21 protein-coding genes and 2 pseudogenes are annotated in these 24,670 nt (G+C 67.0%); 11 read left to right on the top strand and 12 right to left on the bottom strand.

The genetic code is table 11. The features are described 5' to 3' along the window. Positions 1–22: 22 nt before the first annotated feature. The 3 genes from J0J01_RS06115 to J0J01_RS06125 are packed head-to-tail and all read left to right on the top strand — an operon-like array spanning position 23 to position 2,444. Positions 23–1,297: an adenylate/guanylate cyclase domain-containing protein gene (locus tag J0J01_RS06115; RefSeq protein WP_296379348.1), complete on the top strand. Its 1,275-nt coding sequence runs from the start codon at positions 23–25 to the stop codon at positions 1,295–1,297. Then, positions 1,294–1,758, top strand: coding sequence for a gamma-glutamylcyclotransferase family protein (locus tag J0J01_RS06120; RefSeq protein ID WP_296379350.1), 465 nt, complete (start codon positions 1,294–1,296; stop codon positions 1,756–1,758). The genes J0J01_RS06115 and J0J01_RS06120 overlap by 4 nt, the downstream gene beginning before the upstream one ends. Before the next feature lie 35 nt (positions 1,759–1,793). Then, complete coding sequence (locus tag J0J01_RS06125) at positions 1,794–2,444, top strand: heme-binding beta-barrel domain-containing protein (RefSeq protein WP_296379351.1); 651 nt, start codon at positions 1,794–1,796, stop codon at positions 2,442–2,444. Positions 2,445–2,563: 119 nt separating this feature from the next. On the opposite strand, the gene J0J01_RS06130 is transcribed toward J0J01_RS06125, so the two are convergent. From J0J01_RS06130 to J0J01_RS06165, 8 genes are all read right to left on the bottom strand, one after another. Beyond that, positions 2,564–3,025, bottom strand: a complete 462-nt coding sequence (locus J0J01_RS06130; protein ID WP_296379352.1) for a VOC family protein — start codon at positions 3,023–3,025, stop codon at positions 2,564–2,566. Positions 3,026–3,067: 42 nt separating this feature from the next. Continuing rightward, complete coding sequence (locus J0J01_RS06135) at positions 3,068–3,802, bottom strand: thioredoxin family protein (RefSeq protein ID WP_296379353.1); 735 nt, start codon at positions 3,800–3,802, stop codon at positions 3,068–3,070. A gap of 11 nt (positions 3,803–3,813) precedes the next feature. Next, the gene (locus J0J01_RS06140) at positions 3,814–4,623 is read right to left on the bottom strand and encodes a transglutaminase domain-containing protein (protein WP_296379354.1); all 810 of its coding nucleotides are present in this window, start codon (positions 4,621–4,623) and stop codon (positions 3,814–3,816) included. Then, positions 4,620–4,964 (bottom strand): SRPBCC domain-containing protein, encoded by a 345-nt coding sequence (locus J0J01_RS06145; protein WP_296379355.1) that lies wholly within the window; start codon positions 4,962–4,964, stop codon positions 4,620–4,622. Before J0J01_RS06145 ends, J0J01_RS06140 begins: the two co-directional genes overlap by 4 nt. Further along, positions 4,961–5,380, bottom strand: coding sequence for a metalloregulator ArsR/SmtB family transcription factor (locus J0J01_RS06150; protein ID WP_296379356.1), 420 nt, complete (start codon positions 5,378–5,380; stop codon positions 4,961–4,963). Before J0J01_RS06150 ends, J0J01_RS06145 begins: the two co-directional genes overlap by 4 nt. Before the next feature lie 95 nt (positions 5,381–5,475). Continuing rightward, positions 5,476–6,315, bottom strand: coding sequence for an adenylate/guanylate cyclase domain-containing protein (locus tag J0J01_RS06155; RefSeq protein WP_296379357.1), 840 nt, complete (start codon positions 6,313–6,315; stop codon positions 5,476–5,478). Beyond that, positions 6,312–7,166, bottom strand: a complete 855-nt coding sequence (locus tag J0J01_RS06160) for an alpha/beta hydrolase (protein ID WP_296379403.1) — start codon at positions 7,164–7,166, stop codon at positions 6,312–6,314. Before J0J01_RS06160 ends, J0J01_RS06155 begins: the two co-directional genes overlap by 4 nt. Beyond that, a complete protein-coding gene (locus J0J01_RS06165) occupies positions 7,166–7,906 on the bottom strand; it encodes a DUF72 domain-containing protein (RefSeq protein WP_296379358.1) in 741 nt (246 codons plus the stop codon). The genes J0J01_RS06160 and J0J01_RS06165 overlap by 1 nt, the downstream gene beginning before the upstream one ends. Before the next feature lie 72 nt (positions 7,907–7,978). Between J0J01_RS06165 and J0J01_RS06170 the strand changes: the two genes are divergently transcribed. Further along, positions 7,979–9,136 (top strand): efflux RND transporter periplasmic adaptor subunit, encoded by a 1,158-nt coding sequence (locus tag J0J01_RS06170; protein ID WP_296379359.1) that lies wholly within the window; start codon positions 7,979–7,981, stop codon positions 9,134–9,136. Next, complete coding sequence (locus J0J01_RS06175; protein WP_296379361.1) at positions 9,133–12,291, top strand: multidrug efflux RND transporter permease subunit; 3,159 nt, start codon at positions 9,133–9,135, stop codon at positions 12,289–12,291. The genes J0J01_RS06170 and J0J01_RS06175 overlap by 4 nt, the downstream gene beginning before the upstream one ends. A gap of 547 nt (positions 12,292–12,838) precedes the next feature. On the opposite strand, the gene J0J01_RS06180 is transcribed toward J0J01_RS06175, so the two are convergent. Beyond that, a complete protein-coding gene (locus J0J01_RS06180; protein ID WP_296379362.1) occupies positions 12,839–14,254 on the bottom strand; it encodes an 8-oxoguanine deaminase in 1,416 nt (471 codons plus the stop codon). Positions 14,255–14,354: 100 nt separating this feature from the next. On the opposite strand from J0J01_RS06180, the gene J0J01_RS06185 reads away from it, so the two are divergent. Next, positions 14,355–14,756, top strand: coding sequence for a VOC family protein (locus J0J01_RS06185; RefSeq protein WP_296379363.1), 402 nt, complete (start codon positions 14,355–14,357; stop codon positions 14,754–14,756). A 121-nt stretch (positions 14,757–14,877) separates the two neighbouring features. After that, positions 14,878–18,753 carry a BTAD domain-containing putative transcriptional regulator gene (locus tag J0J01_RS06190; protein WP_296379364.1) on the top strand — a complete coding sequence of 1,292 codons (3,876 nt, stop codon included), beginning with the start codon at positions 14,878–14,880 and terminating at the stop codon, positions 18,751–18,753. Positions 18,754–19,013: 260 nt separating this feature from the next. Here J0J01_RS06190 and J0J01_RS06195 read toward each other — a convergent pair whose 3' ends face one another. Then, entirely contained in the window at positions 19,014–19,229 is a 216-nt protein-coding gene (locus J0J01_RS06195; protein ID WP_296379365.1) for a hypothetical protein, read from the bottom strand. Between the two features lie 137 nt (positions 19,230–19,366). Then, on the bottom strand, positions 19,367–19,750 hold the full coding sequence (locus J0J01_RS06200; RefSeq protein ID WP_296379366.1) for a hypothetical protein: 384 nt from the start codon (positions 19,748–19,750) through the stop codon (positions 19,367–19,369). Between the two features lie 223 nt (positions 19,751–19,973). Here J0J01_RS06200 and J0J01_RS06205 point away from each other — a divergent pair. Continuing rightward, positions 19,974–20,579: pseudogene (locus tag J0J01_RS06205) on the top strand (BTAD domain-containing putative transcriptional regulator); the annotation flags it as partial. Positions 20,580–21,022: 443 nt separating this feature from the next. On the opposite strand, the pseudogene J0J01_RS06210 reads toward J0J01_RS06205, so the two are convergent. Next, positions 21,023–21,190, bottom strand: a pseudogene (locus J0J01_RS06210) (JAB domain-containing protein); the annotation flags it as partial. Positions 21,191–21,264: 74 nt separating this feature from the next. Here J0J01_RS06210 and J0J01_RS06215 point away from each other — a divergent pair. From J0J01_RS06215 to J0J01_RS06225, 3 genes are all read left to right on the top strand, one after another. Next, on the top strand, positions 21,265–22,173 hold the full coding sequence (locus J0J01_RS06215; RefSeq protein WP_296379367.1) for a sugar ABC transporter permease: 909 nt from the start codon (positions 21,265–21,267) through the stop codon (positions 22,171–22,173). Beyond that, on the top strand, positions 22,170–23,051 hold the full coding sequence (locus J0J01_RS06220) for a carbohydrate ABC transporter permease (protein ID WP_296379368.1): 882 nt from the start codon (positions 22,170–22,172) through the stop codon (positions 23,049–23,051). The genes J0J01_RS06215 and J0J01_RS06220 overlap by 4 nt, the downstream gene beginning before the upstream one ends. Before the next feature lie 236 nt (positions 23,052–23,287). After that, the gene (locus J0J01_RS06225) at positions 23,288–24,670 is read left to right on the top strand and encodes an extracellular solute-binding protein (RefSeq protein ID WP_296379369.1); all 1,383 of its coding nucleotides are present in this window, start codon (positions 23,288–23,290) and stop codon (positions 24,668–24,670) included.

Here is a 24,670-nt window from a genome sequence, read left to right on the forward strand (position 1 = left end):
CCGCTGGCTAGCTTGGCACCTGATGGCCGAGAGTTCCGGCGATTTTGCCAAGCAGCTTCGCCGCGAGGTCCTGCGCAGCGAGCAGCGGCGCATGCGCATCGTCGCGGCGATCCTGGTTTTCCTGGTGGGCTTCACCTCGATCGGCCTGCGGGTCCTGCCCGACCTGCGCGAACGGCTGTTTCCCCACGGCATCGCCTGGTGGATGCCGCTCGCCGGCATCGGCCCGTTCATCCTGTTCGAGCTGGTCGCGCATACCGTGCTCACCTATCGCATCGGCCGGGGCCTCGACTTCCCGCAACCGGCGCGCTTCCTCAATGCGCTGATCGAGACCAGCCTGCCCGGCGTCATCATCTTCGTGCTGGCACGCCATATGGAGCCGCAGCTGGTGTTCGGCTTCTGGCCGCCGATGCTCTATTTCGTGTTCATCGTGCTGTCGACGCTGCGGCTCGACTTCTGGCTGTCGCTGTGGACGGGCTTCGTCGCCGCCGTCCAGCAGTTCAGCCTCGCCGTCTGGCTGCTGCCGCTCGATCGGTCCGGCGAGCTGCCGCAGGAGGCGCTGGTCTACCATTTCAGCCGCAGCGTCATGCTGATGCTGGCCGGCATTGCCGCCGCCATCGTCGCCCGCACCGTGCTGCAGCAGTTCGAGAAGTCGGTCGCCGCCGCCCAGGCGCGCGACAAGATCACCAACCTGTTCGGCCAGCACGTCTCGCCGGTGGTGGTCGAGCAGCTGCTCGGCGCCGACGTGCAGAGCGAGCGGCGCACCGTCTGCGTGATGTTCCTCGACATCCGCGGCTTCACCGCCATGACCCGCACGCGCTCGGCCGACGAGACGGTGACCCTGCTCAACGACTTCTTCGCCGAGATGATCGAGATCGTCGATCGCCACGGCGGCTTCATCAACAAGTTCCTGGGCGACGGCTTCCTCGCCCTGTTCGGCGCCGCCCTGACCGATCCCCGCGCCGCGGGGAATGCGCTGGCTGCCGGGCGCGACATGCTGGCGGCGGTCGATGCCTGGAACCGCGCCCATCCGCAGCGCCAGCTCAGGGTCGGCATCGGCGTCCATATCGGCGAGGCGATCACCGGCTCGATCGGCTCGCCGCGGCGCAAGGAGTACACCGCGATCGGCGACACCGTGAACCTCGCCGCCCGGCTCGAGCAGCTCACCAAGGAGACCGGCGCGCGGCTGCTGCTCAGCGAGCCGGTGCGCAAGGCCGCCGAAGCGGTCGACGCGGTCGATCTCGGCCCGCTGCCGATCCGCGGCTACGATCAGCCGGTGCGCGTCTGGAGGCTGCCGTGATCTGGTACTTCGCCTACGGCTCGAACATGAATCCGGCGCGGCTCGCCGACCAGCGGCTGAAGGAGCGGGCGGTGCAGATGGGGCCGCGCATCGGCGGCCGGCTCGACGGCTGGCGGCTGGCGTTCAACAAGATCGCGCGCGCGCCCGGAGGCGCGGCGGCCGGCAACATCGTCGAGGCCGCCGGCGAGGTCGTGCACGGCACGCTGAACCGGATGCCGGAGGCGGGACTGGCGGTGCTCGACATCTGGGAAGGCGTGGCGGGCGGCCACTACAGGCGGCAGACCGTGCCGGTGGTCCGCGCCGACACCGGCGAGACCGTCGCGGCGGTGACCTATATCGCGCTCAAGATCGGCGAGGGGCTGAAGCCGACGCGCGAATATCTCTCCCATCTCCTGGCAGGCAAGGATCTCCTGCCGGCCGCGTACTGGGAGAAGCTCAGTCGAACGAACACGCTCGACTAGCGACCGCGCATTTCTGGAACCAGATGGGAAAGCCGATGCCGAACACCCTCGACGACATCTTCACCGAGCCGGATTTCTCGCCGGACACGCTGGCCAATCTCGGCCCGCTTCGTCGCCTGGCTGGCGTCTGGCAGTCCGACAAGGGGGTGGACATCAATCCCAAGGCGGACGGTTCCGAGCGGCGCGTGTTCCGCGAGCGTGTCGAGATGACGCCGATCGACCCGCAGACCAACGGGCCCCAACTGCTCTACGGCCTGCGCTACCACATTCACATCAACACGCCCGAGGAAGCCATCACCTTCCACGATCAGGTCGGCTACTGGCTGTGGGAGCCGGCGACCGGGCTGATCATGCAGTCCCTTACCATTCCGCGCGGCCAGGCGGTGCTGGCAGGCGGCACGGCGCGCGCCGACGACAAGCGCATCTCGGTGGAAGCGCGGCGCGGCGATACGCGGTTCGGCATCTGCTCGACCCCTTTTCTCGAGCAGGCGTTCCGCACCGATTACTATCGGATCGACATCACCTTCAACGACGACGGGAGCTGGAGCTACGTGACGCGCACGGACCTGGCGCTCCGGGGCAAGGAGCCGCCGTTCGACCATCGCGACACCAACACTCTGCGGCAGGTCGGGCCGCCTGTGCCCAACCCGCTCGTCGGTCTGCCGAAGGGCGGCAAGGCCGGCTAGAGCGATTTCCGGGCAGATGGAACCGCTCGCGGTTCCATCTGCCCGGAAATGCGCGCACGGGCGTTGTTGTTGCAGCAGGCATATTCCGTTCGGCTGATTCCAGCCGAACGGAATATGCTCTAGGCCGGGACCTTGGCCTTCTTGGCCGGCTTCTTCTCCGCCTTGAGGCGGTCGCCGGGGAGCTTGGCGGAGTTGTCGATCTCCGGGACGTCGGCCTCGTGCCAGAAGTTGAGCTCGATCATGATGCCGTCGGGATCGTGCAGGAAGACCTGCTGCAACGGCCGCGCCGGGACCTTGCGGACCTCGAACGGGACCTTGTCCTTCCTGATGCGGTCGATCGTGCCGCGGATGTCGGCGCAGTTGATCGCGACGTGGTCGATCGCGCCGCCGCCATGGTCCTTGCGGCCGCTTTCGGACACGAGGTGCAGGATCGCCTTTTCGCCGGCATAGAGCCAGGCGCCGGGGAAGTTGAACGGCGGACGGTCGCCGTCGCGAAGACCGACGTACTTCTCGTAGAAGGCGACGGTCTTCTTCAGGTCTTTGCAGAACACATTCCAATGGTCGAGCGACAGCGCGGGCATGGATTCCTCCTTGCTACGGCCGCGAGCTTACACCCATCCCGGCTAGCTGTGGCAGCAGGAATCTCCGGGTTTTTCCGCGTATTTGTCGTGGTGCCGGACCCAGTCGGAAAGGTTGGTGCCGGGCGGCTCGTTGCGGCCCTTGGGCGTGACGTCGAGGAAACCGTAGACGCCGCCCACCATCTCGGTGCCGCGGGAGAAGGTCGAGTAGGTGTGGAAAACGTCCCCCGCCTCGTCCTTGTAGAAGACGCTGTAGCCCGGCAGCTCGTCGTGGAAATAGGGGCCTTCCTCGAAATTGTAGAAGGAGCGGTTGGCCTTCTTCTCCTCCTCGGTGAAGGAGACGTGGTAGTCGAAGTTGAAGTCCGAGCCGAACGACGACACCCACTTGAAGGTCCAGCCCATGCGCTTGTGGAAGGCGGCGATCTCCGGATAGGGCGCGCGGCTGATGGCGGTGAACATGACGTCGTGGTTCATCAGGTGGACGACCGAGCCGTCGAGCTGGTCGGCGCCGAACGAGCAGCCGACGCAGCCTTCCGTCCAGCCCGGTCCCAGCATGAAGTGCTTGACGATCAGCTGGCTGCGGCCGGCGAACAGGTCGGCGAGCGTCTCCTTGCCGTTCGGCCCCTCGAACACGTAGTCCTTGTCGAGCTTCACCCAGGGCAGCTCGCGCGTCGCGCGGCGCAGCTCGTCCTTGGCCTTCAGGAGCTCCTTCTCCTTGGCGAGATGGGCACGGCGGGCCACGAGCCATTCTTCGCGGGACACGGTCTTGTGCGCTTGCATGACGGTCTCCTTCAGGCGGCTTCGGGAAGATTGCGGACGGCGTTGAACACGGTGGCGGGCACTTTGACGCGCGGATCCTGGTAGATCGCGCGCAGCTCGCCGAATTGGCGGTCGGGCTCGACGGTGAGGGCGGCCAGCCGGTCGATGAAGGCGCGGTCGATTCCCTCGTCCTCCCGGGTCATGGCGCCCCAGACGTCCCACGGCAGCATCACCTTGTCGTTCAGCGCGGCGACGTCGCGGATGACGTTGCCGGCGATGAACCACAGACCATACATGTCGAGGATGCCGAACTTGCCCGGATCGGCCGTGCCGGCGCGGCAGCGCTGCCAGGCGTCGCCGGCGACCAGGAACCGATCGCGCGGCACGTCGAGCGGATCGAAGGCGATCCTGAACAGCTCGCGCTGGCGGGCGTCGAGCTGGGCGTCGGCCAGCACCCAGGCCTTGCGGTCATCGTTCCAGTATTCGGTGACCCAGTGGTCGATGAACTTGCCGGCCTCGAAATAGGCGCCGAAGCCGCAACGCGCGCGGGCGCGCAGACCGGCGCGGCGCAGCATCGCGACGTGCAGCAGCGTGAAGTGCCGGCAGACGCCGACCTGCCGCTGGTCGGGCGCGCGCGCCGAGGTGAGCGGCCGCTGGTCGTGCGCCAGGATCTGGCGCACGACCTCTTCCACCGGGCGGACATGCGCCTCGGCATGCTTGGCCGCGCTCAGGGCGAGGCCGTAGGCCGGTGCCACGTGCTCGTGCATCAGCAGGCCCTGCACGACGATCGCCAACGCGGCCGGATCGCCGGGCAGGTCGGCGAAAGCCTGGTCGACGTTCATCGCAGCAAGGCCTCCAGCCGGTCGAGCGAGGCGTTCCAGCCGCGGCCGTGATCGTCGCGCGCCTGCTCGCTGAAGAACTGCTCGTGGGTGAGCGTCAGCATCGTGCCGTCGGTCACCGGGTTGAGCTCGATCGTCACCAGCGATTCACGCTCCGGCGTGGTCTGCCAGGCCCAGGAGAAGGCGAGCTTCCGGTTGGGCACGACCTCGCGATAGATGCCGCTGACGCTGTGGTGCTCGTTCTTGGGATCCCAGAACTGCACGCGGAAGCGGCCGCCGACGCGCAGGTCGGTCTCGGCGATCGGCGACTTGGGGCCTCCGGCGACGCCCCACCATTGCGTCATTTGCTCCGGCTTGGTCCACGCTTCGTAGACTTTTTCCGGCGCGGCTTTGAGCCGTCGCTTGAGGACGAGGGAGGGTTTGGTTGCCATTGGTCTTCCTCCAGGAATGCAGCGAGGCGGTCGAGTTGCTCGGTCCAGTAGCGCTCGTAGCGGGCGAGCCATTCCATCGCTTGCTCCATCGGCGCCGGAGTGAGTTGGCAGGTGACGGTGCGGCCGGTCTTGCTGCGGCTGATCAAGCCGGCGTCGGACAGCACGTCGAGATGCTTCATGATCGCCGGCAGCGACACCGGGAAGGGTTTGGCGAGCTCGCTGACCGACAGGCTGTCTTCCGCGTCGAGCCGCGCCAGCAGGGCGCGGCGGGTCGGGTCGGCGAGGGCCGCGAAGGTCCGGTCGAGCGGTGCGGCTTGATAGTTAACCATAGGGTTAAATATCGGCTGCGACGGGCGCCCCGTCAACCCCCACGGGCGGAATTTCGCCGTTCGGGGAAAGGCGGCCGGACCGCCTCACGGCCCGTTCAGCGGTCTTCCTTCCTGTCCGATCTCCGGCCGCGCCGGCGCACTGTCCGCAGGACGGCAACGAACAGCAAGGCGGCGACCGGCCAATGGAACCAGAGCCGGTGCGGGTTGGTGAAAAGATTGATCAGGACCAGAAATCCCGCAATGACGAGGGCCGCCGCAATGGGACGGGGCAGGTTCGCGAGCCACTGCGAGACGACGTGCATCCGCGTCGACGGCTGGTGTGTATCGCGAGGCCCAGGTGCGCCAGCCTGCGAGGCTGCCGCATCGCCCTGGGGAGCGGAGCTTTCGTCGACGCGGACGCCGCGCTGACCGCCGCCGGCCATGGCCACGCGATAACTGATCACGGGAGCAACGTTCTTCATCTGCTGCTGGCCGAGACAGTCGAAGCCAACCGACAATTTATTGTGCACCTGATCGTACACGGGACTGGAGATCACGACGCCGCCGGGTTCGGCGAGTTCCTGTAGCCGTGCCGCGATATTGACCCCGTCGCCGTAGATGTCGGAGCCGTCCACCATCACATCGCCGAGGTTGATGCCGATGCGGAAGCGCATGCGGTGCGGGTCGGACGGGTCGGGCTCCTGGCTGGAAACTTCCTGCTGGATCTCGATCGCACATTGCACGGCCTCGACGACGCTGGCGAACTCGGCGATCACCGCGTCGCCCCAGGTATTCACGATCCGCCCGTCATGGCGCTCCACCAGGCCTGCGATGGCGGCGCGGTAGCGGCGCAGCTTCGCCAACGTTCCCGCTTCGTCAGCCTCCATGAGACGGGAGTATCCGTGCACATCGGCGCACAGGACGGTGGTCAGCCGCCGCTTCACCTTGTCGGTCATTGGAGGAAGTCCTCGATCGCGGCGACTGCGGCGGCAGGCTGCTCTTCCATCAGCCAGTGGCCGGAGCCGGCGATCACGTGGGCGGCGACGTCGCTTGCGACGAAGCGCATGACCTCGGCCTGCATGGTGCCGAACGAGTTGTCGCCGCCGACCGCCAGGATGGGCATGGCGAGCTTGGGCCCCTGCGCGAAGGCCTTGTTGTCGGCGGCATCCTGGCCAAAAGCCGCGAACTGCTCGAAGGCGCAGTGCATGTTGCCCGGCCGGGCGTAGAGCCGGGCATAGTGATCGCGCGTCGCCTCGTCGATCGCCGCGGGATTGGCCGACAGCTCGTTGTAGAAGCGGTCGAGATAGATGCGCTCGCGGCCGGCGACCAGCCGCTCCATGTCGGGGCCGCGGAAATTGAAGTGCCACAGCATCGGGCTCTTCAGCAGCTCGTCCCACGGGCCGATGCCGGGCAGCGGCGCATCCATCGCCACCCAGCGCGTCACCCGCGCCGGGAACTGGGCGGCGAAGGCGTAGCCCACCATGTTGCCGATGTCGTGCGTGACCAGGGCCACCGCATCGATCTTCAGCGCATCGAGCACGCCCGCGATATCGCGCGCCTGGGTCTTCTTGTCGTAGCCGCCGGCCGGCTGGGAGGAGAGGCCCATGCCGCGCAGGTCGGGCGCGATCACGGTGTGCGTGGGCGCCAGCGCCGCCGCGACCGGCGCCCACATGTCGCCGGTGTCGGCGAAGCCGTGCAGCAGCACGACCGGGCCTCCGTGGCTGGCAGGCCCGCCGATCCGCGTGTGGATGGCGACGCCGTTGGCCTTGATCTCCTCGATGCGGAAGCCGGCGGGGAACGGCTGGATCACGACAGCCGCTCGATCAATGCCTGCGCCGCCGCGGGATTGCGCACCTTTGCACCGGATATGAAGTAGATGAAGACGTCGCCCTTCTTGGTCCAGGCCTTGGCCTTCTTCGCCCACTTGTCGAGATCGGCCGGCTTGTAGCCGGTCTTCACCTTGTCCTCGGCGCTCATCAGCCGGGCGTAGGTGAAGTCGGCGGTCGGCTCGTCGATCTCGGGGAAGTCGGGATCGTGGGCGAAGATGATCGCGACATTGTGTTTGCGGCAGAGATCGTAGAAGCGCTCGTCCTTGAAGGTGTCGTTGCGCACCTCCAGCGCGTGGCGCAGCGGCAGCTTGCCGGCCTGCGTGGGCAGCAGCTTCAGGAAGGCTGCGATGTCCTCGACGTCGAATTTCTTGGTGCCCATGAACTGCCAGTTGATCGGTCCCAGCCGGTCGCCCAGCTCGACCAACCCCTGGTTCACGAACCGCTCGACCGATTCCTTGGCCTCGGCCAGCACGCGGCGGTTGGTGCAGAAGCGCGAGGCCTTCATGGAGAACACGAAGCCGTCCGGCGTCTCGCTCTTCCACTTGGCCCAGCTCGCCGGCTTGAAGCTCGAATAATACGTGCCGTTGATTTCAATCGATGTGAGCTTGCGGCTGGCGTACTCGAGCTCGCGCTTCTGGGTGAGATTGTCCGGATAGAAGACGCCACGCCATGGCTCGAACGTCCAGCCGCCGATGCCGACATAGGTTTTGCCTGCCATACTGCGCTCCCAAGTGGCCCTGGATGTGTATACTGCCGCGCAACGATACGAAACGGTGAGAACAGGGTGGGAGTGGTTCGTCTGATTGCGGCGATGGCGTTGCTTGCCGGTGCGCCGGCCTGGGCGCAGCAGCCCGGCGGCGGGCCGCCGGCCGTCGGCGTGGTCGCGGCCACGCGCCAGCCGATCACCCAATCGAGCGAGTATATCGGCCGCATCCAGTCGACCAACCGGGTCAACCTGGTGGCGCGCGTCGCCGCATACCTCGATGAGGTGCTGTTCACCGAGGGCACCGAGGTCAGGCGGAACCAGCTCCTGTACCGGCTGGAGCAGGCGCCGTTTCGCGCCGACGTCCAGGCCAAGGAGGCCGCCGTCCAGCAGTTCAAGGCGCAACTGCAGAACGCCGAGATCGTGCTCGCCCGCGGGCTGCAGCTCCTGAAGACGCCGGCCGGCCAGCAGGCCCAGGTCGATCTCGCGACGGCCAACCAGCAGGCGCTGAAGGCGCAGGTGCTGGCGGCCGAGGCGCAGCTCGACCAGTCGCGCATCAACCTCGACTACACCGAGATACGCGCCCCGATCGACGGCAAGATCGGCCGCACCGCCATCACCGCCGGCAACTACGTCAATCCGGGCAGCGGCACCTTGGTGTCGATCGTCAGCCAGGACCCGATGTACGTCATCTTTCCGGTGCCGACGCGGACGGTGATCGAGCTGCAGCAGAAGAGCGGCGGCAAGGTCGAGGCGCAAGTGATCCGCGTGCGCCTGCCCGACGGCAGCCTCTATGACCTGGCCGGCCGGCTCGACTTCATCGACAATTCGGTGACCGGCAACACCGACACCATGATCCTGCGCGGCGTCGTGCCGAATCCCAAGCGGCGGCTGATCGACGGTGAGCTGGTGATGGCGATCCTGCAGGACGTCAACCCGACCGAGGCGATCGCCGTGCCGCGCGCATCGGTGCTGGCCGACCAGGAGGGCGATTACGTCTTCGTCGTGTCCAAGGACAACAAGGCCGAGAAGCGGCGGGTCAAGCTCGGCCAGTCGACGCCGGTGCTGGCCTCGATCGTCAATGGCCTGACCGACGGCGAGACCGTGGTGGTCGACGGCATCCAGCGTGTGCGCCCGGGCCAGGTCGTGTCGCCGGGGCCGGCCGCGCCGCAGATCCAGCCGCCGGCCGGCGCATCGGTCGGCGCCCCGTCCGGCTCCGGCCCCTCCAACTCCGGCAGGCCGTGATCTCCGCCGCCTTCATCCGGCGGCCACGGCTCGCGGTCGTCATCGCCATCGTGATCACGCTGGCCGGCGCGATCTCGATGCTGCGCATCCCGGTGGCGCAGTTCCCCGACATCGTGCCGCCGCGCGTGCAGGTCACCGCCAGCTATCCCGGCGCGTCGGCCGCCGTGGTCGAAGCCGCGATCGCCCAGCCGCTCGAGGCGCAGATCGTCGGCGTCGACAAGATGATCTACATGAAGTCGACCAGCGGCAACGACGGCAGCTACAACCTCACCGTCTCGTTCGCGGTCGGCACCAATCCCGACACCGCCACGGTCAACGTCAACAACCGCGTGCAGACGGCGATCCCGCAATTGCCGCAGGCGGTGCAGCTGCAGGGCCTGACGGTGATCAAGCGCTCGGCGGCGATCCTGCAATTCATGAATCTCTACAGCGAGACCGGCAAGCTCTCGCCCGTCTACATCACCAGCTACGCCACCATCAACGTGCTCGACGAGCTGGCGCGCACGCCGGGCGTCGGCCAGGCGCTGCTGTTCGGCAAGCTCAATTACTCGATGCGCATCTGGTTCGACACCCAGCGGCTGACCAGCCTCAACCTCGCGCCGTCCGACGTGGTGCAGGCGATCCAGGCGCAGAACGTGCAGGCGCCGGTCGGCCGCATCGGCGCGCGGCCGGTCGCCGACGACCAGCAGTTCCAGCTCAACGTCCAGACCCAGGGCACGCTGACCACGCCCGACCAGTTCCGCAACATCGTGCTGCGTGCCAACCAGGACGGCTCGGTGCTGCGCATCGGCGACGTCGCGCGGGTCGAGATGGGCGCCCAGAACTCCGACACCGAGACGCGGATCAACGGCCAGCCCTCGGTCGGCGTGGCGCTCTACCTCGCGCCCGACGCCAATGCCGTGGCGACCGCGGGCGCCGTCAACAAGGTGCTCGAGCGGCTCTCGGCCCGCTTCCCCGAGGATCTCAGGGCGCGCGTGGTCTACGATTCGACCGTCTTCGTCAACGACACCATCAAGGAAGTGCTGGTCACGGTCGGCGAGGCCTTCATCCTGGTCGTGATCGTGGTGTTCCTGTTCCTGGGCAGCATCCGCGCCACCATCATCCCGGCGGTCGCGGTGCCGGTCAGCCTGATCGGCACCTTCGCCTTCCTGCTGATGATGGGCTACTCGGCCAACACCGTGTCGCTGCTCGCCCTGGTGCTGGCGATCGGCATCGTGGTCGACGACGCCATCGTGGTGGTCGAGAACGTCGAGCGCGTGATGCAGGAGAACCCTGCGATGGAGCCGCACGAGGCGACCAACGAGGCGATGCGCCAGATCACCGGACCGATCGTCGCGATCAGCCTGGTGCTGCTCTCGGTGTTCGTGCCGGTGGCGTTCATTCCCGGCATCTCGGGCCAGCTGTTCCGCCAGTTCGCGGTGACGATCAGCGTCGCCATGCTGATCTCGGCGATCGTGGCGCTGACGCTGTCGCCGGCGCTGTGCGCCATCTTCCTGCGCCACGAGATCCCGACGCGCGGGCCGATCTACCACGTGCTGCGCGCGATCAACGTGGTGCGCGACGGCTATGCCCGGTTGGTCCAGCGGCTGATCCGCGTGTCCTTCATTTCGATCCCGCTGGTGGCGCTGATCGGCGGCGGCATCTTCGGGCTGGCGCGCATCACGCCGACCTCATTCCTGCCGGAGGAGGACCAGGGCGCCTTCTTCCTCAACATCCAACTGCCGCCCGGCGCGTCGGTGGCGCGCACCAGCGAGACGGTCCGCCAGGCCGAGGCGATGCTCAAGAGCATGCCGCAGGTGCAGGACGTGTTCACGGTGATCGGCTTCTCGCTGCTCGACGGCGCCAACTCGTCCAACGCCGCCTTCGCCGTCGCCAAGCTGAGGCCGTTCGAGGACCGCCGCGCCGCAGCCGATTCGGCGCAGGCGCTGATCCGGCGCACCTTCGCGGAGAGCATGCAGATCCGCACCGCCACCGTCGTCGCCTTCAACCTGCCGCCGATCATCGGCCTGTCGACCAGCGGCGGCTTCGAGTACCAGCTCGAGGCGCTGGAGGGCCAGGACCCGGTGCAGCTCGGCGCGGTCATGCAGGGCGTGGTCGCGGCGGCCAACCAGGATCCACGGCTCAGCCGCGTCTTCTCGACCTTCACCGCGACCACGCCGTCGATCTACCTCGATATCGACCGCGACAAGGCGCAGGCGCTGGGCCTGTCGATGAGCGACGTCTTCACGGCGCTGCAGTCGACCTTGGGCGGCCTGTTCGTCAACAACTTCAACCTCTACGGCCGCACCTGGCAGGTCAACATCCAGGGCGAGGCCCAGGACCGCCGCAACATCGAGAATATCTGGCAGATCCAGATACGCAACCGGCGGGGCGAGATGGTGCCGGTCCGCTCGATCGCCGAGCTGCGCTTCGTGCTCGGGCCGCAGGTCATCACCCGCTACAACAACTACCGCTCGATCACCATCAACGGCGCGCCGGCGCCCGGCGGCTCGTCGGGCGACGCGCTGGTCGCGATGAAAGAGGTGTCGGACAAGACGCTGCCGCAGGGCTACGCCTTCGAATGGACCGGCACCGCCTACCAGGAATACGAGGCGGCCGGGCAGACCGGGCCGATCCTCGCGCTGGCGGTGATCTTCGCCTACCTGTTCCTGGTGGCGCTGTACGAGAGCTGGGTGATCCCGCTGCCGGTGCTGCTCTCGGTGTCGATCGGCGTGCTCGGCGCCTATGGCGGCATCATCATCGCCGGGCTGACGGTCGATCTCTATGCCCAGATCGGCCTGGTGGTGCTGATCGCGCTCGCCGCCAAGAACGGCATCCTGATCGTCGAGTTCGCCAAGGAGCAGCGCGAGAAGGGGCTCGAGCTGTACCACGCCGCCACCTTGGGCGCGCGCATGCGGTTCCGCTCGGTGATGATGACCTCGTTCGCCTTCATCCTCGGCCTGGTGCCGCTGGTGTGGGCGCATGGCGCGGCGCAGATCAGCCGGCGCGACATCGGCACCTCGGTGTTCGCCGGCATGCTGGTCGCCAGCACCATCGGCATCTTCCTCATCCCGATGCTCTACGTCGTCTTCCAGCGCCTGCGCGAATGGAAGCCGGGCCGCGCCAAGCATCGCGAGGTCGCGGGCCACTTCCCGAAGTCGCACCGCCAGCGCTAGAGCGATTTCCGGGCAGATGGAACCGCTTGCGGTTCCATCTGCCCGGAAATGCGCGCACGGGCATTGTTGTTGCAGCAGGCATATTCCGTTCGGCTGATTCCAGCCGAACGGAATATGCTCTAAGGGCCGACGCGCGCCCTCGAGGGATCGAGCGCTCCTTTTCTTTTTCTGCCGAAAAGAAAAAGAGCGACCGGCTTGGCCGCAATTATCGGGCATTTGTGCCGGCAAGGGGCCGAGCACCCCGGAAACGACGCCGTCCAGGCCGTCATTATGGGCAATGGAACCGTGATTTAGGCGCGTCTTTGTTGGCTTTTTCGCGCGGCCATTGCCCATAATAGGTCGCCGCTGCGGCCGGCCTTATCCTGTGCGCCCACTTTCTGCACAGGAGTCCGCAATGTCAGATCTCGATCCCGTCAGAGCTGCCGAAGGCCTTCGGCCCACCATTTTTCGCGCCGGCAAGAAATGGTGAAAATGGTCGGAAATGGTCGGAAATGGTCGAAAATGGCGCGCCCCCGCGCGGGAGTTTGCGCAGTTTGCGCGGTTTCCGCTATCCCTCGAGCAGGCGAGCGGCGCAGCGGTTGTGGGTGCCGATCACCGGCCGCATGTCCATGGTGACGATCTCGCCGTCGCGCACGATCTGGCGGCCGTGCACGACGGTGTGACGCGCCTGCTGCGGCGCGCAGAACAGCACCGCCGCCACCGGATCGTGCAGCGCGCCCGCGTAAGCCACGGTGTCGAGGTCGAGCGAGAAGAAGTCGGCGCACTTGCCGGCCTCGAGCGAGCCGATGTCGCTGCGGCCCAGCACTCGGGCGCCGCCGATGGTGGCGAGCTCGAGCGCCTCGCGGGCGGTCATCCATTCGCCGGCGCGCACCGCGTGCGACGGCCCCAGGAACATGTACTTGCGCGGGCCCTCGGGCGGCAGCAGGCCGAGCCGCAGGCGCGCCAGCAGCATCGCCTGGCGCGCCTCGGCGATGATGTTGGAGGAATCGTTGCTCGCCGAGCCGTCGACGCCCAGCCCGACCTTCACGCCGGCCGCCATGTACTTCTTGACCGGCGCGATGCCCGAGCCCAGCCGCATGTTGGAGCACGGGCAGTGGGCGGCGCCGCAGCCAGTGCGGGCGAACTTGGCGATCTCCTCGTCGTCGACATGGATGGCGTGGGCGAACCAGACGTCGTCGCCCAGCCAGCCCAGCGTCTCCATCCAGTCGACCGGGCGCAGCTGGAAGCGCTCCAGGGTGTAGCGCTCCTCGTCCATCGTCTCGCAGAGATGGGTGTGCAGCTTGACCTTGTAGTGCCGCGCCATCCTGGCCGACTCCTTCAGGAGCTCCGCCGTCACCGAGAAAGGCGAGCAGGGCGCCAGCACGACCTGGGTCATCGAGCCGGGCTTGCCGTCGTGGTAGCGCTCGATCACGCGCTGGCTGTCCTTGAGGATGAAGTCCTCGTCCTCGACGCAGTCGTCGGGCGGCAGGCCGCCCTTGGATTCGCCGAGCGACATCGAGCCGCGGCTGGCATGGAAGCGCACGCCCAAGTCGCGCGCCGCCTCGATTTGGCAGTCGACGTTGTTGCCGTTCTTGAAGACGTAGGTGTGGTCGAACACCGTGGTGCAGCCCGATTGCGCGAGTTCGGCCAGGCCGATCAGCGTGCTGGCGCGCGAGCCCTCGGCGTCGGTGCGCGCCCAGGCGCGGTAGAGCGCCTTCAGCCAGGGGAAGAGGTTGTTGTTCTGCGCGCCGGGGAAGTTGCGGGTCAGCGTCTGGTTGAGATGGTGATGGGTGTTGACGAAGCCCGGCAGCACGATCTGGCCCGTGAGGTCGATCACCGCGTCGGCGGTGGCCGGCAGCTCGGCGGTCGGCCCGACCTGCTTGATGAAGCCGTCCTCGGCGTAGAGTCCGGCATTGCGCAGCTCGCGCCGCGCGTCGTCCATCGTGACCAGCACGTCGGCGTTCCTGGCCAGCAGTGTCGGCATTTTTCTCCCCCTCCCAGAGCGCCGATGATAGCAGCCCGGCCGGGCGATCAGGCCCGAAAACCGCTGGCGCGGCGTCTCCGAACCGCCATAGTCGGCGGCCGTGAGCGTGCTGATCAACATCGACGTGCCCGATGCCGAGACCGGTACGCGCTTCTACACCGAGGCGTTCGGCCTCGAGGCCGGCCGCCGCTTCGGCAAGGATTTCGTCGAGCTGCTGGGCTGGGAATCGCCGGTCTACCTGCTCGCCAAGCCCGCCGGCACGGTCGGCGCCGGTGGCGACCTGCGGCGCTACGAGCGGCACTGGACGCCGTGCCATCTCGACGTCGTGGTCGACGACGTCGACGCCGCCGTCGAGCGCGCGGTCCGCGCCGGCGCCAAGCTCGAAGCGCCGGCCAAGGACGCGCCCTACGGCCGCATCGCCATGCTGGCCGATCCGTTCGGTCACGGCTTCTGCCTGCTGCAGCTCGGCGCGAAGGGCTACGACGCGCTGCTTGGCCTGTGACAGCGGCGTCATCCTGGCAAGCCGCCGTCCTGCTGTTGATGGCGCTTCGATGGACCGCGTAGGATATGCGCTGCGTAGCATCTCTGTCGCGTGTCGTTGGGCAATTCGAGTGGACACATTTATGGGCGACGCGCCGTCCTCAAGATTCGGTCTTGCGCTGCTGGGACGTTTTGAGCTGACGGGGCCGGCCGGCGCTGTCGACTTGGCGGGCGGAAAGCTTGCGGGGTTGTTGGCTTACCTGGCCTGCACGGCGCCGCGGCCGCAGTCGCGTGAGAAACTGTTGGCCCTGCTGTGGGGCTCGTACTTCGATGCGCAGGCCAAGCAGAACCTGCGGCAGGCCCTGTCGCGCCTGCGCCGGGTGTTGGGCGACGCATTGGAGAGCGATTCCGAATCCGTGTGGCTCGACCCCGCAGCGGTCGATTGCGATGTCAGCCGATTCGAGACACTGGTTCGCGACGGCAGCCGCGACGCCTTGAGCGCGGCGGCCGAGCTCTATCGCGGCCGCCTGATCGACGACCTCGCTGTGCGCGAGGAGGGGTGGAACGAATGGCTGGCGGCCGAGCGCGAGCGGCTGTCGGATCTCGCGCTCGGCGCGCTGGTCCGATTGGGCGAGCAGGAGCTGGCGGTCGGTCGCGCCGAGCAGGCGCTGCAGGCCGGCCGCCGCGCCGTCGCGCTGAACAACATGCGCGAGGATGCCCATCGCCTGGTGGTGCGCGGGCTGGCCGGCACGGGGCGCAAGGCCGAGGCGCTCAGGCACTACCAGGGCTTCGCCGCGCTGCTGAAGCGCGAGCTCAGCGCTGAGCCCGATGGCGCCACCCGCGCGCTGGTCGCCGAGCTGCGCCGCCAGACGACGCACGAGCGCGCCGAACCCGAGACGACACCGGACGAGGCGATGCCTGCGGCGGTCCGTCCGGTCGGCTCCGAGCGACGGCAGCTCACGATCATCGCCTGTCATATCGCTGATTCGGTCGCCCTCGCGGCCCGGCTCGATCCGGAGGACATGCACGAGCTGATCGGCTCGTTCCACAAAGCCGTTGCCGATGCGGTCGCGCGCTTCGGCGGCTTCGTCGCCCAGTACCTGAATGACGGCGTGCTCGTCTATTTCGGCTACCCCAGTGCGGGCGAGCACGACGCCGAACAGGCCGTGCGCGCGGGTCTTGCGATCCGCGACGCGGCCGGCGGGCTCGGCACCGCGTCCGGCGTGCGCATCGGCATCGCCACGGGACTGGTCGTCGTCGGCGAGCAGCGGATCGCGGGAACGGTGCAGCGCGTCGCGATCGGCGAGACGCCGAACCTGGCGGCGCGGCTGCAGGCCGCGGCCTCGCCCGGCGAGGTCGTGATCGGTTCGAGCACGCGCCGCCTCGTCGGGCAGATGTTCGCGTACCGGCCGCTGCCAACCGTCGAGATGCCGGGATCGGCGCCCCTCGAGGCGTGGCGGGTGCTGGAGGAGATCGCCGGCGTCAGCCGCTTCGAGGCGCTGCGCGGACGGACGCTGTCGCCGCTGGTTGGCCGGCGCGAGGAGATGGATCTGCTGCTGCGCCGCTGGCGGCGGGCAAGGCGCGGCGAAGGCCAGGTCGTGCTGATCTCGGGCGAAGCCGGCATCGGCAAGTCGCGCATCGCCGAAGGCCTGAGCCTCGGGCTCGAGGGCGAGCAGCCGACCAGCCTTCGCTATTTCTGCGCGCCCCACAGCAGCAGCAGTCCGCTCCATCCGATCATCGGGCATCTCGAAGTGACAGCGCGCTTCGAAGCCGGCGATGACGCCGACACCAAGCTCGACAAGCTGGACGTCCTGTTCACGCCGACCTCGAAGAACGTGCGGCGGGACGCGGCGCTGGTGGCCGAGTTGATGGGGTTGCCCCAGCGGGAGGCCCATCCGGTCCTGGCGGCGAGCCCTCAGCACAAGCGCGAGATGCTGCTCACCGCGCTCGTCGACCAGATCGAGGGCCTTGCGATGCGCGGCCCGGTCCTCGTCGTGTTCGAAGATGCGCACTGGATCGATCCGACCTCGCTCGACCTGGCCGATCGCCTGATTGCCCGGGCCGCCCATCTTCCCGTGCTGCTGATCGGCACCTTTCGGCCGGAGTTCCGGCCGCCCTGGGTCGGCCAGCCGCATGTGACGATGCTGGCGTTGCGCCGCCTCGGCCGCCGCGACAGCGCGCAGATCATGGCCGGCGTGACCGGCGACAAGGTGCTGCCCGAGGCGGTCGTCGAGCACATCCTCGCCCAGACCGATGGCGTGCCTCTGTTCGTCGAGGAGCTGACGCGCTCGCTCATCGAGAGCGGGCTGCTGCGCGAGACGGCGGACCGCTACGAGCTCGAGATGCCGCTGCCGCCGCATGCCATCCCGACGACCCTGCGGGCCTCGCTGGTGGCGCGTTTCGACCGGCTCGGGCCGGCCAAGGAGATCGCGCAGACCGGCGCCGCGATCGGTCGCGAGTTCTCCCACGCGCTGGTCGCTGCGGTGTCGGGCCTTGATGCGGTGAACCTCGACTCGACCCTCGAGCGGCTCGTTGGCTCAGGCCTTGTCTCCCGGCGCGGCACGCCGCCGGAAGCGACCTATGCGTTCAAGCACGCGCTGGTGCAGGACGCGGCCTATAACATGCTGCTGCGAGGCGGGCGGCGCCAGCTGCATACGACCATCGCCCGGGTGCTGGTCGAGCGGTTCCCGGCGTTGGCCGACAGCCAGCCCGAGGTCGTCGCTCATCATTTCACCGAGGCCGGCCTCGGCGGCGACGCGATCGGCTACTGGGTCAAGGCAGGCCGGCTCGCCAGTGCCCGGTCGGCCAACCAAGAGGCGGTCACATCGTTCGAGCGGGCGCTCGATTTCCTCGGCACCCAACCCGAGACCCGGAAGAGCCTCGAGCAGGCGATCGATATTCGATTCGAGCTTCGCTCCGTCCTCATCCAGCTCGGCGAGTTCGATCGCACCGTCGCCCGGCTTCGCGAAGCCGAAGGGCTGGCGCGCAAGCTCGATGATCAACGGCGATTGGCGCTGCTTTTCGTCTATCTCTGTCACAGCAACCGCATGGGCGGTCACCTTACGGAAGCCATCGGGTTCGGGCAGACTGCCCAGGCGATTGCCGATTCGCTCGGAGATCCCTTGCTTCAGATGGCGGCCAATGGCGATCTGGGCGGGGCCTGTGTCTTTGCCGGCGACTATCGACAAGCCGAGGAGCTTCTTCTCAAGGTTCTCGCCGGGCTGGAAGGCGACCGGCGGCGCGAACGGTTTGGCCAGACCATTCTGCCGGCGGTGGGAGCGCTCGGCTACCTGACCTGGATCTATGCCGACCAGGGACGGTTCGCCGAATCGCTCGATCGCGGGCAGGAAGCTGTGCGGCTCGCCGAGGCGGTCGATCACCCCTACAGCCTCGTCTACGCCCTATGGGCTCTCGCCCGCCATCACATCATCAAGGGAGAATTCGGCGACGCCATTGGTCTGCTCGAACGCGGGAAAGTGGTGAGCAACGAGTGGAATCTTACCTTCATGTCGGCGTTCAACTTGGAGGGCCTGGGCTATGCCCATGCGCTGCTGGGACGGCGGGCCGAGGGTATCCCTTTGCTCGAGCAGGCGATCGCCGCAAAGCAGGCGACGCGCGAGGCCGCCATGATGCTGCCGCTCGGCTTTATCTATCTCGGCGAGGTCTTCATTCTTGCCGACCGGCTCGACGACGCTCTGGCCTGCGCCGAACGCAGCCTTGCGCTCTCGCGGGAACGCGGACAGCGCGGCTGGGTGGTGGCTTCGCTGCGCCTCGTGGCCGAGATATCGGCGCGTCGTGATCCCGCCGAGCAGGCGCGCGGCCATTACCGCGAGGCGCTGGCATTATCGGAAACACTCGGCTTCCGCCCGCTGATGGCGCACTGCCATGTCAGTCTCGGCAAGCTCTGCCGTCGCACCGGCGAGAGTGTTCAGGCCAAGGAGCACTTCGCAGCGGCGACAGCGATGTACCGCGCGATGGGCATGGCGTACTGGCTGGAGAGAGTCGAGGCCGGCCAATAGGCCGGTCGGCAGGGCGATCCGTACTCCGGCACCTCGATCGCGAGCCTCCTTGGGCCAGCCCTTGAGGCCGCACCAGATCGTCGGCGCCGAACGCCGCGCCGCCAGCACGGTGGGAAAATCGATTGAAGGCCACCAGGCTCACGTCGCCGCGTCCCGGACCGCGCAGGCTATCGACGGGGTCGCGGCCTGGACGGCGACGACTGCGGCGACCTGCGCGAGAAGGAACGCGGCGAATGCCAGACCGCTCAGCAAGGCCTCCATCATGCCTCCCGATGTTTCGTGACTGCTGCGGGGCGGCTTTCCCGTCGTTTCCGATGAGGGGCGAACGCTGACCACACCGTGCTCACGGCGCTTGCGATCAGAGAGCGCAGCAGCCGGCCGCGTTCGCGGTGCGCCGCCAGCCGCATGTCCTGGGTCGGGCGGTTCAGGCTCGACAATGGCCAGCCTTTCGACGCGGAATCGTTGGCTTCAGTCATCGTTGTCTCCCGTCGGCAATGAACTTGCGGCGAAGCACCAGAGTGTCGGCGAGGCCGAACAGGGCCACCGGCACGACGATGGCCGGTGACGCGCGGCGACGTCCCGACGCGTGAACGCCTCAGATCGCGGGCTTCTGTCATCGTTCCCCGCTGTCCCAGCTATGTTCGCCCAACCAACGGCGAAGCCACTGGTAGTCGTCCAGTCCGCGGCCATTCCAGTCGTAGAAGCAGTGCCGCCGAGCCAGGTTGAGCATGTGGACGGCGCGCTCCAGGACGGGAGCATCCGTGGAGCCGTTGCGTCCGAGAAATCGGGCGAGGTCGGCAACCGCCGCCCTATCGGCTTCCCGGCACTGCTGTGACACGGGAGTCGGCCCGGTGGTGCCGGTATTGAGAGCCATACTCGCGGTATCCGGGTCCGGCTGCCAGGCGAGGACAGCGACGGCCGCGGCCACGAGGATGGACGTGGCGAAGATCGTGAGGTTCGAGAGCCTGCGCTCGAGCTGCCGCTCGCCAATGGCCATGATCCGTTCCCCCGCTGTACGGCGGGAGCATCTCGTGGCAGCGTGACGCCGCTCTAGAGGCCAGCGTGACTTGATCGTGAAATCGACGGATGTGGCCCTTGCGGCCGATCAACCGCAGCCCTATCAGCGCCGCGTGCCGCCGCCCAAGTACAGACTGAAGCTTCTCGGCCGCTTCGAGCTGTCAGGGCCGGAGGGCCCGATCGAGCTGCCCCACAAGAAGCTTGTGGCGTTGCTGGCGTACCTGGCCTGCTCAGGGCCGAAGCCGCAGTCCCGCGAGAAGCTCGCGACCCTTCTCTGGGGCTCGCATTTCGAGGCCCAGGCGCGGCAAAATCTGCGCCAGGCCCTGTCCCGGTTGCGTCGACCGTTGGGGCGCGATGCGCTGGTCGGTGACGGCGACGACATCTGCCTCGCCGCCGATCTGGTCGATTGCGACGTCGTTCGGCTGGAGGCCCTGCGCGACGAGGGCAGGTCGCTCGGCACGGCCGCCGACCTCTATCACGATGCGCTGCTGGCCGACGTGACTATCGCGGAAGAGGGCTGGGCCGATTGGCTCGGCGCGGAACGGCTGCGGCTGGAAAGCCTGGCGGTCGACGTCATGATCCGGCATGGCGAGCAGGCGTTGCAGGCGGGCGACGCCGAGGCCGCGCTCAAGGCTGCCCATCGTGCCATCGGAGTGAACGGCCTGCGCGAGGATGCACACCGGCTGCTCGTCAGGGCACTGGTCTCGACGGGACGCCGGGCCGAAGCCCTCAAGCACTACCAGGATCTCGCCGCGCTATTGAAGCGCGAGCTGGACACCGGACCCGACGAAGCTACCAGAGCGCTCGTCGCCGAGCTTCGCATCAATCGGCCGCTCAGCCCGTCGCCTGCGGTCCCAAGCGTGACGGCAGGCGACGATCGTCCGGGCGGCGCCGAGCGGCGACAGTTGACGATCCTGGCTTGCCATCTCGCCGATCCGATTGCGCTTTCGCCGCGCCTCGATCCCGAGGAGAGGCGGGATCTGGTGGTTTCCTTCCACGAGGAGATCACCGCCGTCGTGTCGCGCTTCGGCGGCTTCGTCGCCCAATATCTGAGCGACGGCGTGCTCGTCTACTTCGGTTACCCGCAGGCTCACGAGCATGACCCCGAACAGGCCGTGCGCGCGGGCCTCGCAATCCGCGACGCCGTCGCTGCGCGCATCGGCATCGCCACCGGCCTGGTCGTCGTCGGCAGACAGCGGGGCGCTGATGATGAACATGACCTACTGGCTGGCCCAGGCGGAGACGGCGATGCCTACGTCAGGAGTCCGAGGCTCCTGAAGCTCACGTGGCCCTTGCGGCCGATCACCAGGTGGTCGTGGATCGAGATACCCAACGCCTCGGCCGCCTTTTTGACCTCGCGGGTCATCTCGATGTCGTCACGCGACGGCTTGGGATCGCCGGACGGGTGATTGTGCGCCAGTGTTCTAGAGAGGAAAATACAAAGGCTCTCGGATAGAATGAACGGGATGGTCTCGGGCGAACGGGAGGCCAAGCATGAGCACGCAGCAGGTTCTCGCGGCCGGGCGCGTCAGGCTCAACCGGTACCGCCCGCCAGTTTGGCGCAGCCATCTGCACGGATCCGAGTTCGCCTGGGCGGTCGCGTTCATCATACCGTATATCGGCGTTCTGCTCGCTTTCGCCATCTATCCGATCGCCTATGGATTCTGGATGGCTGGCGATCCGGCGCTGTACGTCGAGCTGTTCTCGAGCGACGAGTACGTCGAGGCGCTGATCAGCACCGCGCTTTATGTCGGTATCGGCGCGAATGTCAGCGTGTTTCTCGCGCTTTTGTTGTCCGGCTTCTTCATGCGTCGCGGATGGTGGGTCAAGGCGATGCTGGTTCTTTCGATGTTGCCATGGGCCCTCCCGGCGCAGACCGCGTTCATGTCGTTTCACTGGATGACGATCTATTGGGGCTTCCTGAACAGTCTGCTGGAGAAGCTGTTCGGCATCGCCGGTCCGGATTGGCTCGACCACTACTGGCTCGCGCTCGGCGCCAACATCGTCGCCTACACCTGGAAGAGCATGCCGTTCTGGACCCTGATCTTCCTCGCCGGGCGCATGGCCATCCCACAGGACCTCTATGATGCCGCCGAGGTCGATGGCGCCACCGGGGTGCGCCGTTTCGTCCACGTCGTGATCCCGCTGCTGGCGAATCTCTATTTCATCTCCACCTTGCTGGCGACGATCTGGATGCTCGGCGATTACAACACGCCCGACATGGTATCGGGCGGAGCGCCGCTCGGATCGACGGCCGTCCTGGCAACGGTTGGCGTCGAGTTTCTGCTCAACAGCGGTCGCCCCGACCTGGGGGTGGCCGCGGTGATGGCGGCGCTGCCCGTGCTGATCCCGGCCGGAGTCCTGCTGATCCGCCGGCTTCAGACGAGGGAGGTGCAGCTATGAGCGTCGCCCTCGCCTCCCGGCGCCGGTCGATCTACCGGTGGCGTCGAAGGGCCGATACGGCGGGCGCGGCCGTGCTCTCGGTCGCGTTGCTGATCTGGTGGTTGCTGCCGCTCTATAACCTGCTGCTGATCGCCCTCGATCCCGAAGGCGATATCGAGTTCACGGGCGACATCTGGCCGTCGGACCCGACGCTCAAGGCCTTCGCCGGGGTGTTCTTCGAAGGCTACTGGTACCTCAAGGATTTCTGGCTCCAGTTCGGCAACAGCCTTTTCATCGGCACCATGACGATGGCCTTCACCGCGCTGATCAGTTCGCTCGGCAGCTTCGCGCTGGGGCGGATGTGGCGCGGCAGGGGCGGCGTGATCTCGACCGCTGCGTTGCTCATGTACACGGTGCCGGTCTATCTCCTGATCATCCCGTTCTATCTGCTGATGCACAAATACGGCCTGTTCGACACCCTATGGGCAGTCATCGCCGCGAACGTGACCTTTGCCGTTCCCTACGCGCTTCTGATCCTCCAATGGTACGGGCGGTTGATCCCGGTCGAGCTCGACGACGCGGCGCGGATCGACGGCGCAACGCCCATCCAGGTGTACACGCGGATCTATCTGCCGCTCATGGCGCCGGCCGTGGCGGTCGTCGGCATTTTCGCGTTTCTCACCGCCTGGAACGAGTATCTGTACCAATTCATCCTGCTCAGCTCCCCCCGCAACAAGACCGTGGCGATAACGCTGGCGACCTTCTTCGACAACGAGGACACACCTTGGAACTATCCGGTGGCGGCCTCGCTGATCTATGCGCTGCCGCCCATCGCCCTGTTCTTTGCAGTCCGCCGCTACATCGCGGCGGGGCTGACCCCGGGCCGCTTCAGGCGATAAGGCGGCCCGGTTCGCCCTGGTGCTCGCTGGCCGGCCTGCCGATCACGCGGAGAACACGCAGTTTCGGTCGTTCCCCAGGATCTGGAGACGTGCTACGCTGTCAATGAATCCAACTTTAGTTGGTGTTGAGGCGGGCCCGAAGCGTCTGTCCTCCGAGCCTGGCTCATCAGTCGTCCAAAACAAAAAAATTGCGTCAGCGTCACATACGCGGTGCGAACAGGGAACAGGAGACGACCATGGCTCTCTACAAGCGGCGTTCGCTGCTGCAGGGGTCGCTCGGCTTCGCGGCCGCCGGCACCCTGGCACGGCCCTACATTGCCAACGCTCAAGCCAAGACGGTGACCGTGTGGTTCGCGCAGGGCTTCGTCGAGGACGAGGATATCGCCCTGCGCAAGGCCGTCGCCGACTACGAGAAGGCGAGTGGCAACAAGGTCGAGCTCAGCATCATCCCGTTCGCGCCGATGCGCCAGAAGATCGTCTCCGCGGTCACCAGCGGCGTCGTCCCGGATGTGACCCAGAACAACCCGGGTGAGATTCTGCAGCTCTACGCCTGGCAGGACAAATGGATCGACACCGAGGACGTCGTCGAGACGCAGAGGGCGAAATACAGCCAGACCGCCCTGAAGGCCGCCCAAGCCTACAACGACGTCACGAAGAAGCGCGCTTTCTACGGCGTGCCGATCCGTGGCGCGTGCGTGCCTTGTCATACCTGGAAGTCCCTGGTCGAGAAGGCTGACATGACCATGGCGGATCGTCCGAGGACGTGGGACGCCTATTTCGATTTCTACAAGAAGGTACAGGACAATCTGCGCAAGAAGGGCGAGCGCAAGGTCTATGGGCTCGGCTTCCAGGTGACGGCCAACGGCGTCGATCCGGCCAACCTGTTCAATGCGTTCATGCACGGCTATGGCGGCCAGGGCATCGTCACGGAGGATGGCGCGCTCAACCTCGACGACCGGATCAGGACGGCAGCGATCAAGGCCTGCGAGTATCTCGGCGGGGCTTACCGCGACGGCTATGTGCCGCCAAGTGCGATCAACTGGAATGACGCCGACGACAACAATGCGTTCCATGCCAAGCTTATGGTGATGGATGTCGACGGTACGTTGTCGACCGAGGTGGCGGTCAAGGCCAAGCACCCCGAGTGGTATCACGACGAGATCGTGACCGATGGCCTGCTCTATCCGACCACCAACGACGGCAAGCCGGTGACTAGCATCACCGGGATGACCAATGCGGTGATCCCCAAGGGCGCCAGGAACGTCGCGGTGGCCAAGGACTTCCTCAAGTACTTCATTCAGCCGGCCGTCCTGCGGGAGTTCAACGAAACCGGGTTGGGCCGCTGGCTGCCTGCGATGCCGGAGGAGGCCAAGACTCCCTTCTGGGAGAACCCGAAGGACCCGCATTTGAGGGGCTACGTCCAGCAGGGCCTGCTCGGCCCGACCACGCCGGACTACTACGTCTTCAATCCGGCGATGGCGGAAGTCTACGCGCAGCACGTCTACAGCAAGGCAATGATCGCCGTTGCAAAGAAGGGCAGCAAGGCGACCGACGCGGTCGACGTCGCCTTCAGGGAGATCAAGGAGATATTCGCCAAGTACCCGATCAAACAGTCGTAA

The organism is Reyranella sp. (genome assembly GCF_017305915.1).
GTDB lineage: Bacteria > Pseudomonadota > Alphaproteobacteria > Reyranellales > Reyranellaceae > Reyranella.

Excerpts from the sequence above, each read along its gene's own strand:
- J0J01_RS06180 (WP_296379362.1), bottom strand. The coding sequence starts at position 14,254 with ATGCCGACACTGCTGGCCAGGAACGCCGACGTGCTGGTCACGATGGAC.
- J0J01_RS06115 (WP_296379348.1), top strand. The coding sequence starts at position 23 with ATGGCCGAGAGTTCCGGCGATTTTGCCAAGCAGCTTCGCCGCGAGGTC.
- J0J01_RS06220 (WP_296379368.1), top strand. The coding sequence starts at position 22,170 with ATGAGCGTCGCCCTCGCCTCCCGGCGCCGGTCGATCTACCGGTGGCGT.
- J0J01_RS06200 (WP_296379366.1), bottom strand. The coding sequence starts at position 19,750 with ATGGCCATTGGCGAGCGGCAGCTCGAGCGCAGGCTCTCGAACCTCACG.
- J0J01_RS06155 (WP_296379357.1), bottom strand. The coding sequence starts at position 6,315 with ATGACCGACAAGGTGAAGCGGCGGCTGACCACCGTCCTGTGCGCCGAT.
- J0J01_RS06130 (WP_296379352.1), bottom strand. The coding sequence starts at position 3,025 with ATGCCCGCGCTGTCGCTCGACCATTGGAATGTGTTCTGCAAAGACCTG.
- J0J01_RS06150 (WP_296379356.1), bottom strand. The coding sequence starts at position 5,380 with ATGGTTAACTATCAAGCCGCACCGCTCGACCGGACCTTCGCGGCCCTC.
- J0J01_RS06190 (WP_296379364.1), top strand. The coding sequence starts at position 14,878 with ATGGGCGACGCGCCGTCCTCAAGATTCGGTCTTGCGCTGCTGGGACGT.
- J0J01_RS06195 (WP_296379365.1), bottom strand. The coding sequence starts at position 19,229 with ATGACTGAAGCCAACGATTCCGCGTCGAAAGGCTGGCCATTGTCGAGC.
- J0J01_RS06140 (WP_296379354.1), bottom strand. The coding sequence starts at position 4,623 with ATGAACGTCGACCAGGCTTTCGCCGACCTGCCCGGCGATCCGGCCGCG.
- J0J01_RS06165 (WP_296379358.1), bottom strand. The coding sequence starts at position 7,906 with ATGGCAGGCAAAACCTATGTCGGCATCGGCGGCTGGACGTTCGAGCCA.
- J0J01_RS06135 (WP_296379353.1), bottom strand. The coding sequence starts at position 3,802 with ATGCAAGCGCACAAGACCGTGTCCCGCGAAGAATGGCTCGTGGCCCGC.
- J0J01_RS06225 (WP_296379369.1), top strand. The coding sequence starts at position 23,288 with ATGGCTCTCTACAAGCGGCGTTCGCTGCTGCAGGGGTCGCTCGGCTTC.
- J0J01_RS06145 (WP_296379355.1), bottom strand. The coding sequence starts at position 4,964 with ATGACGCAATGGTGGGGCGTCGCCGGAGGCCCCAAGTCGCCGATCGCC.
- J0J01_RS06215 (WP_296379367.1), top strand. The coding sequence starts at position 21,265 with ATGAGCACGCAGCAGGTTCTCGCGGCCGGGCGCGTCAGGCTCAACCGG.
- J0J01_RS06125 (WP_296379351.1), top strand. The coding sequence starts at position 1,794 with ATGCCGAACACCCTCGACGACATCTTCACCGAGCCGGATTTCTCGCCG.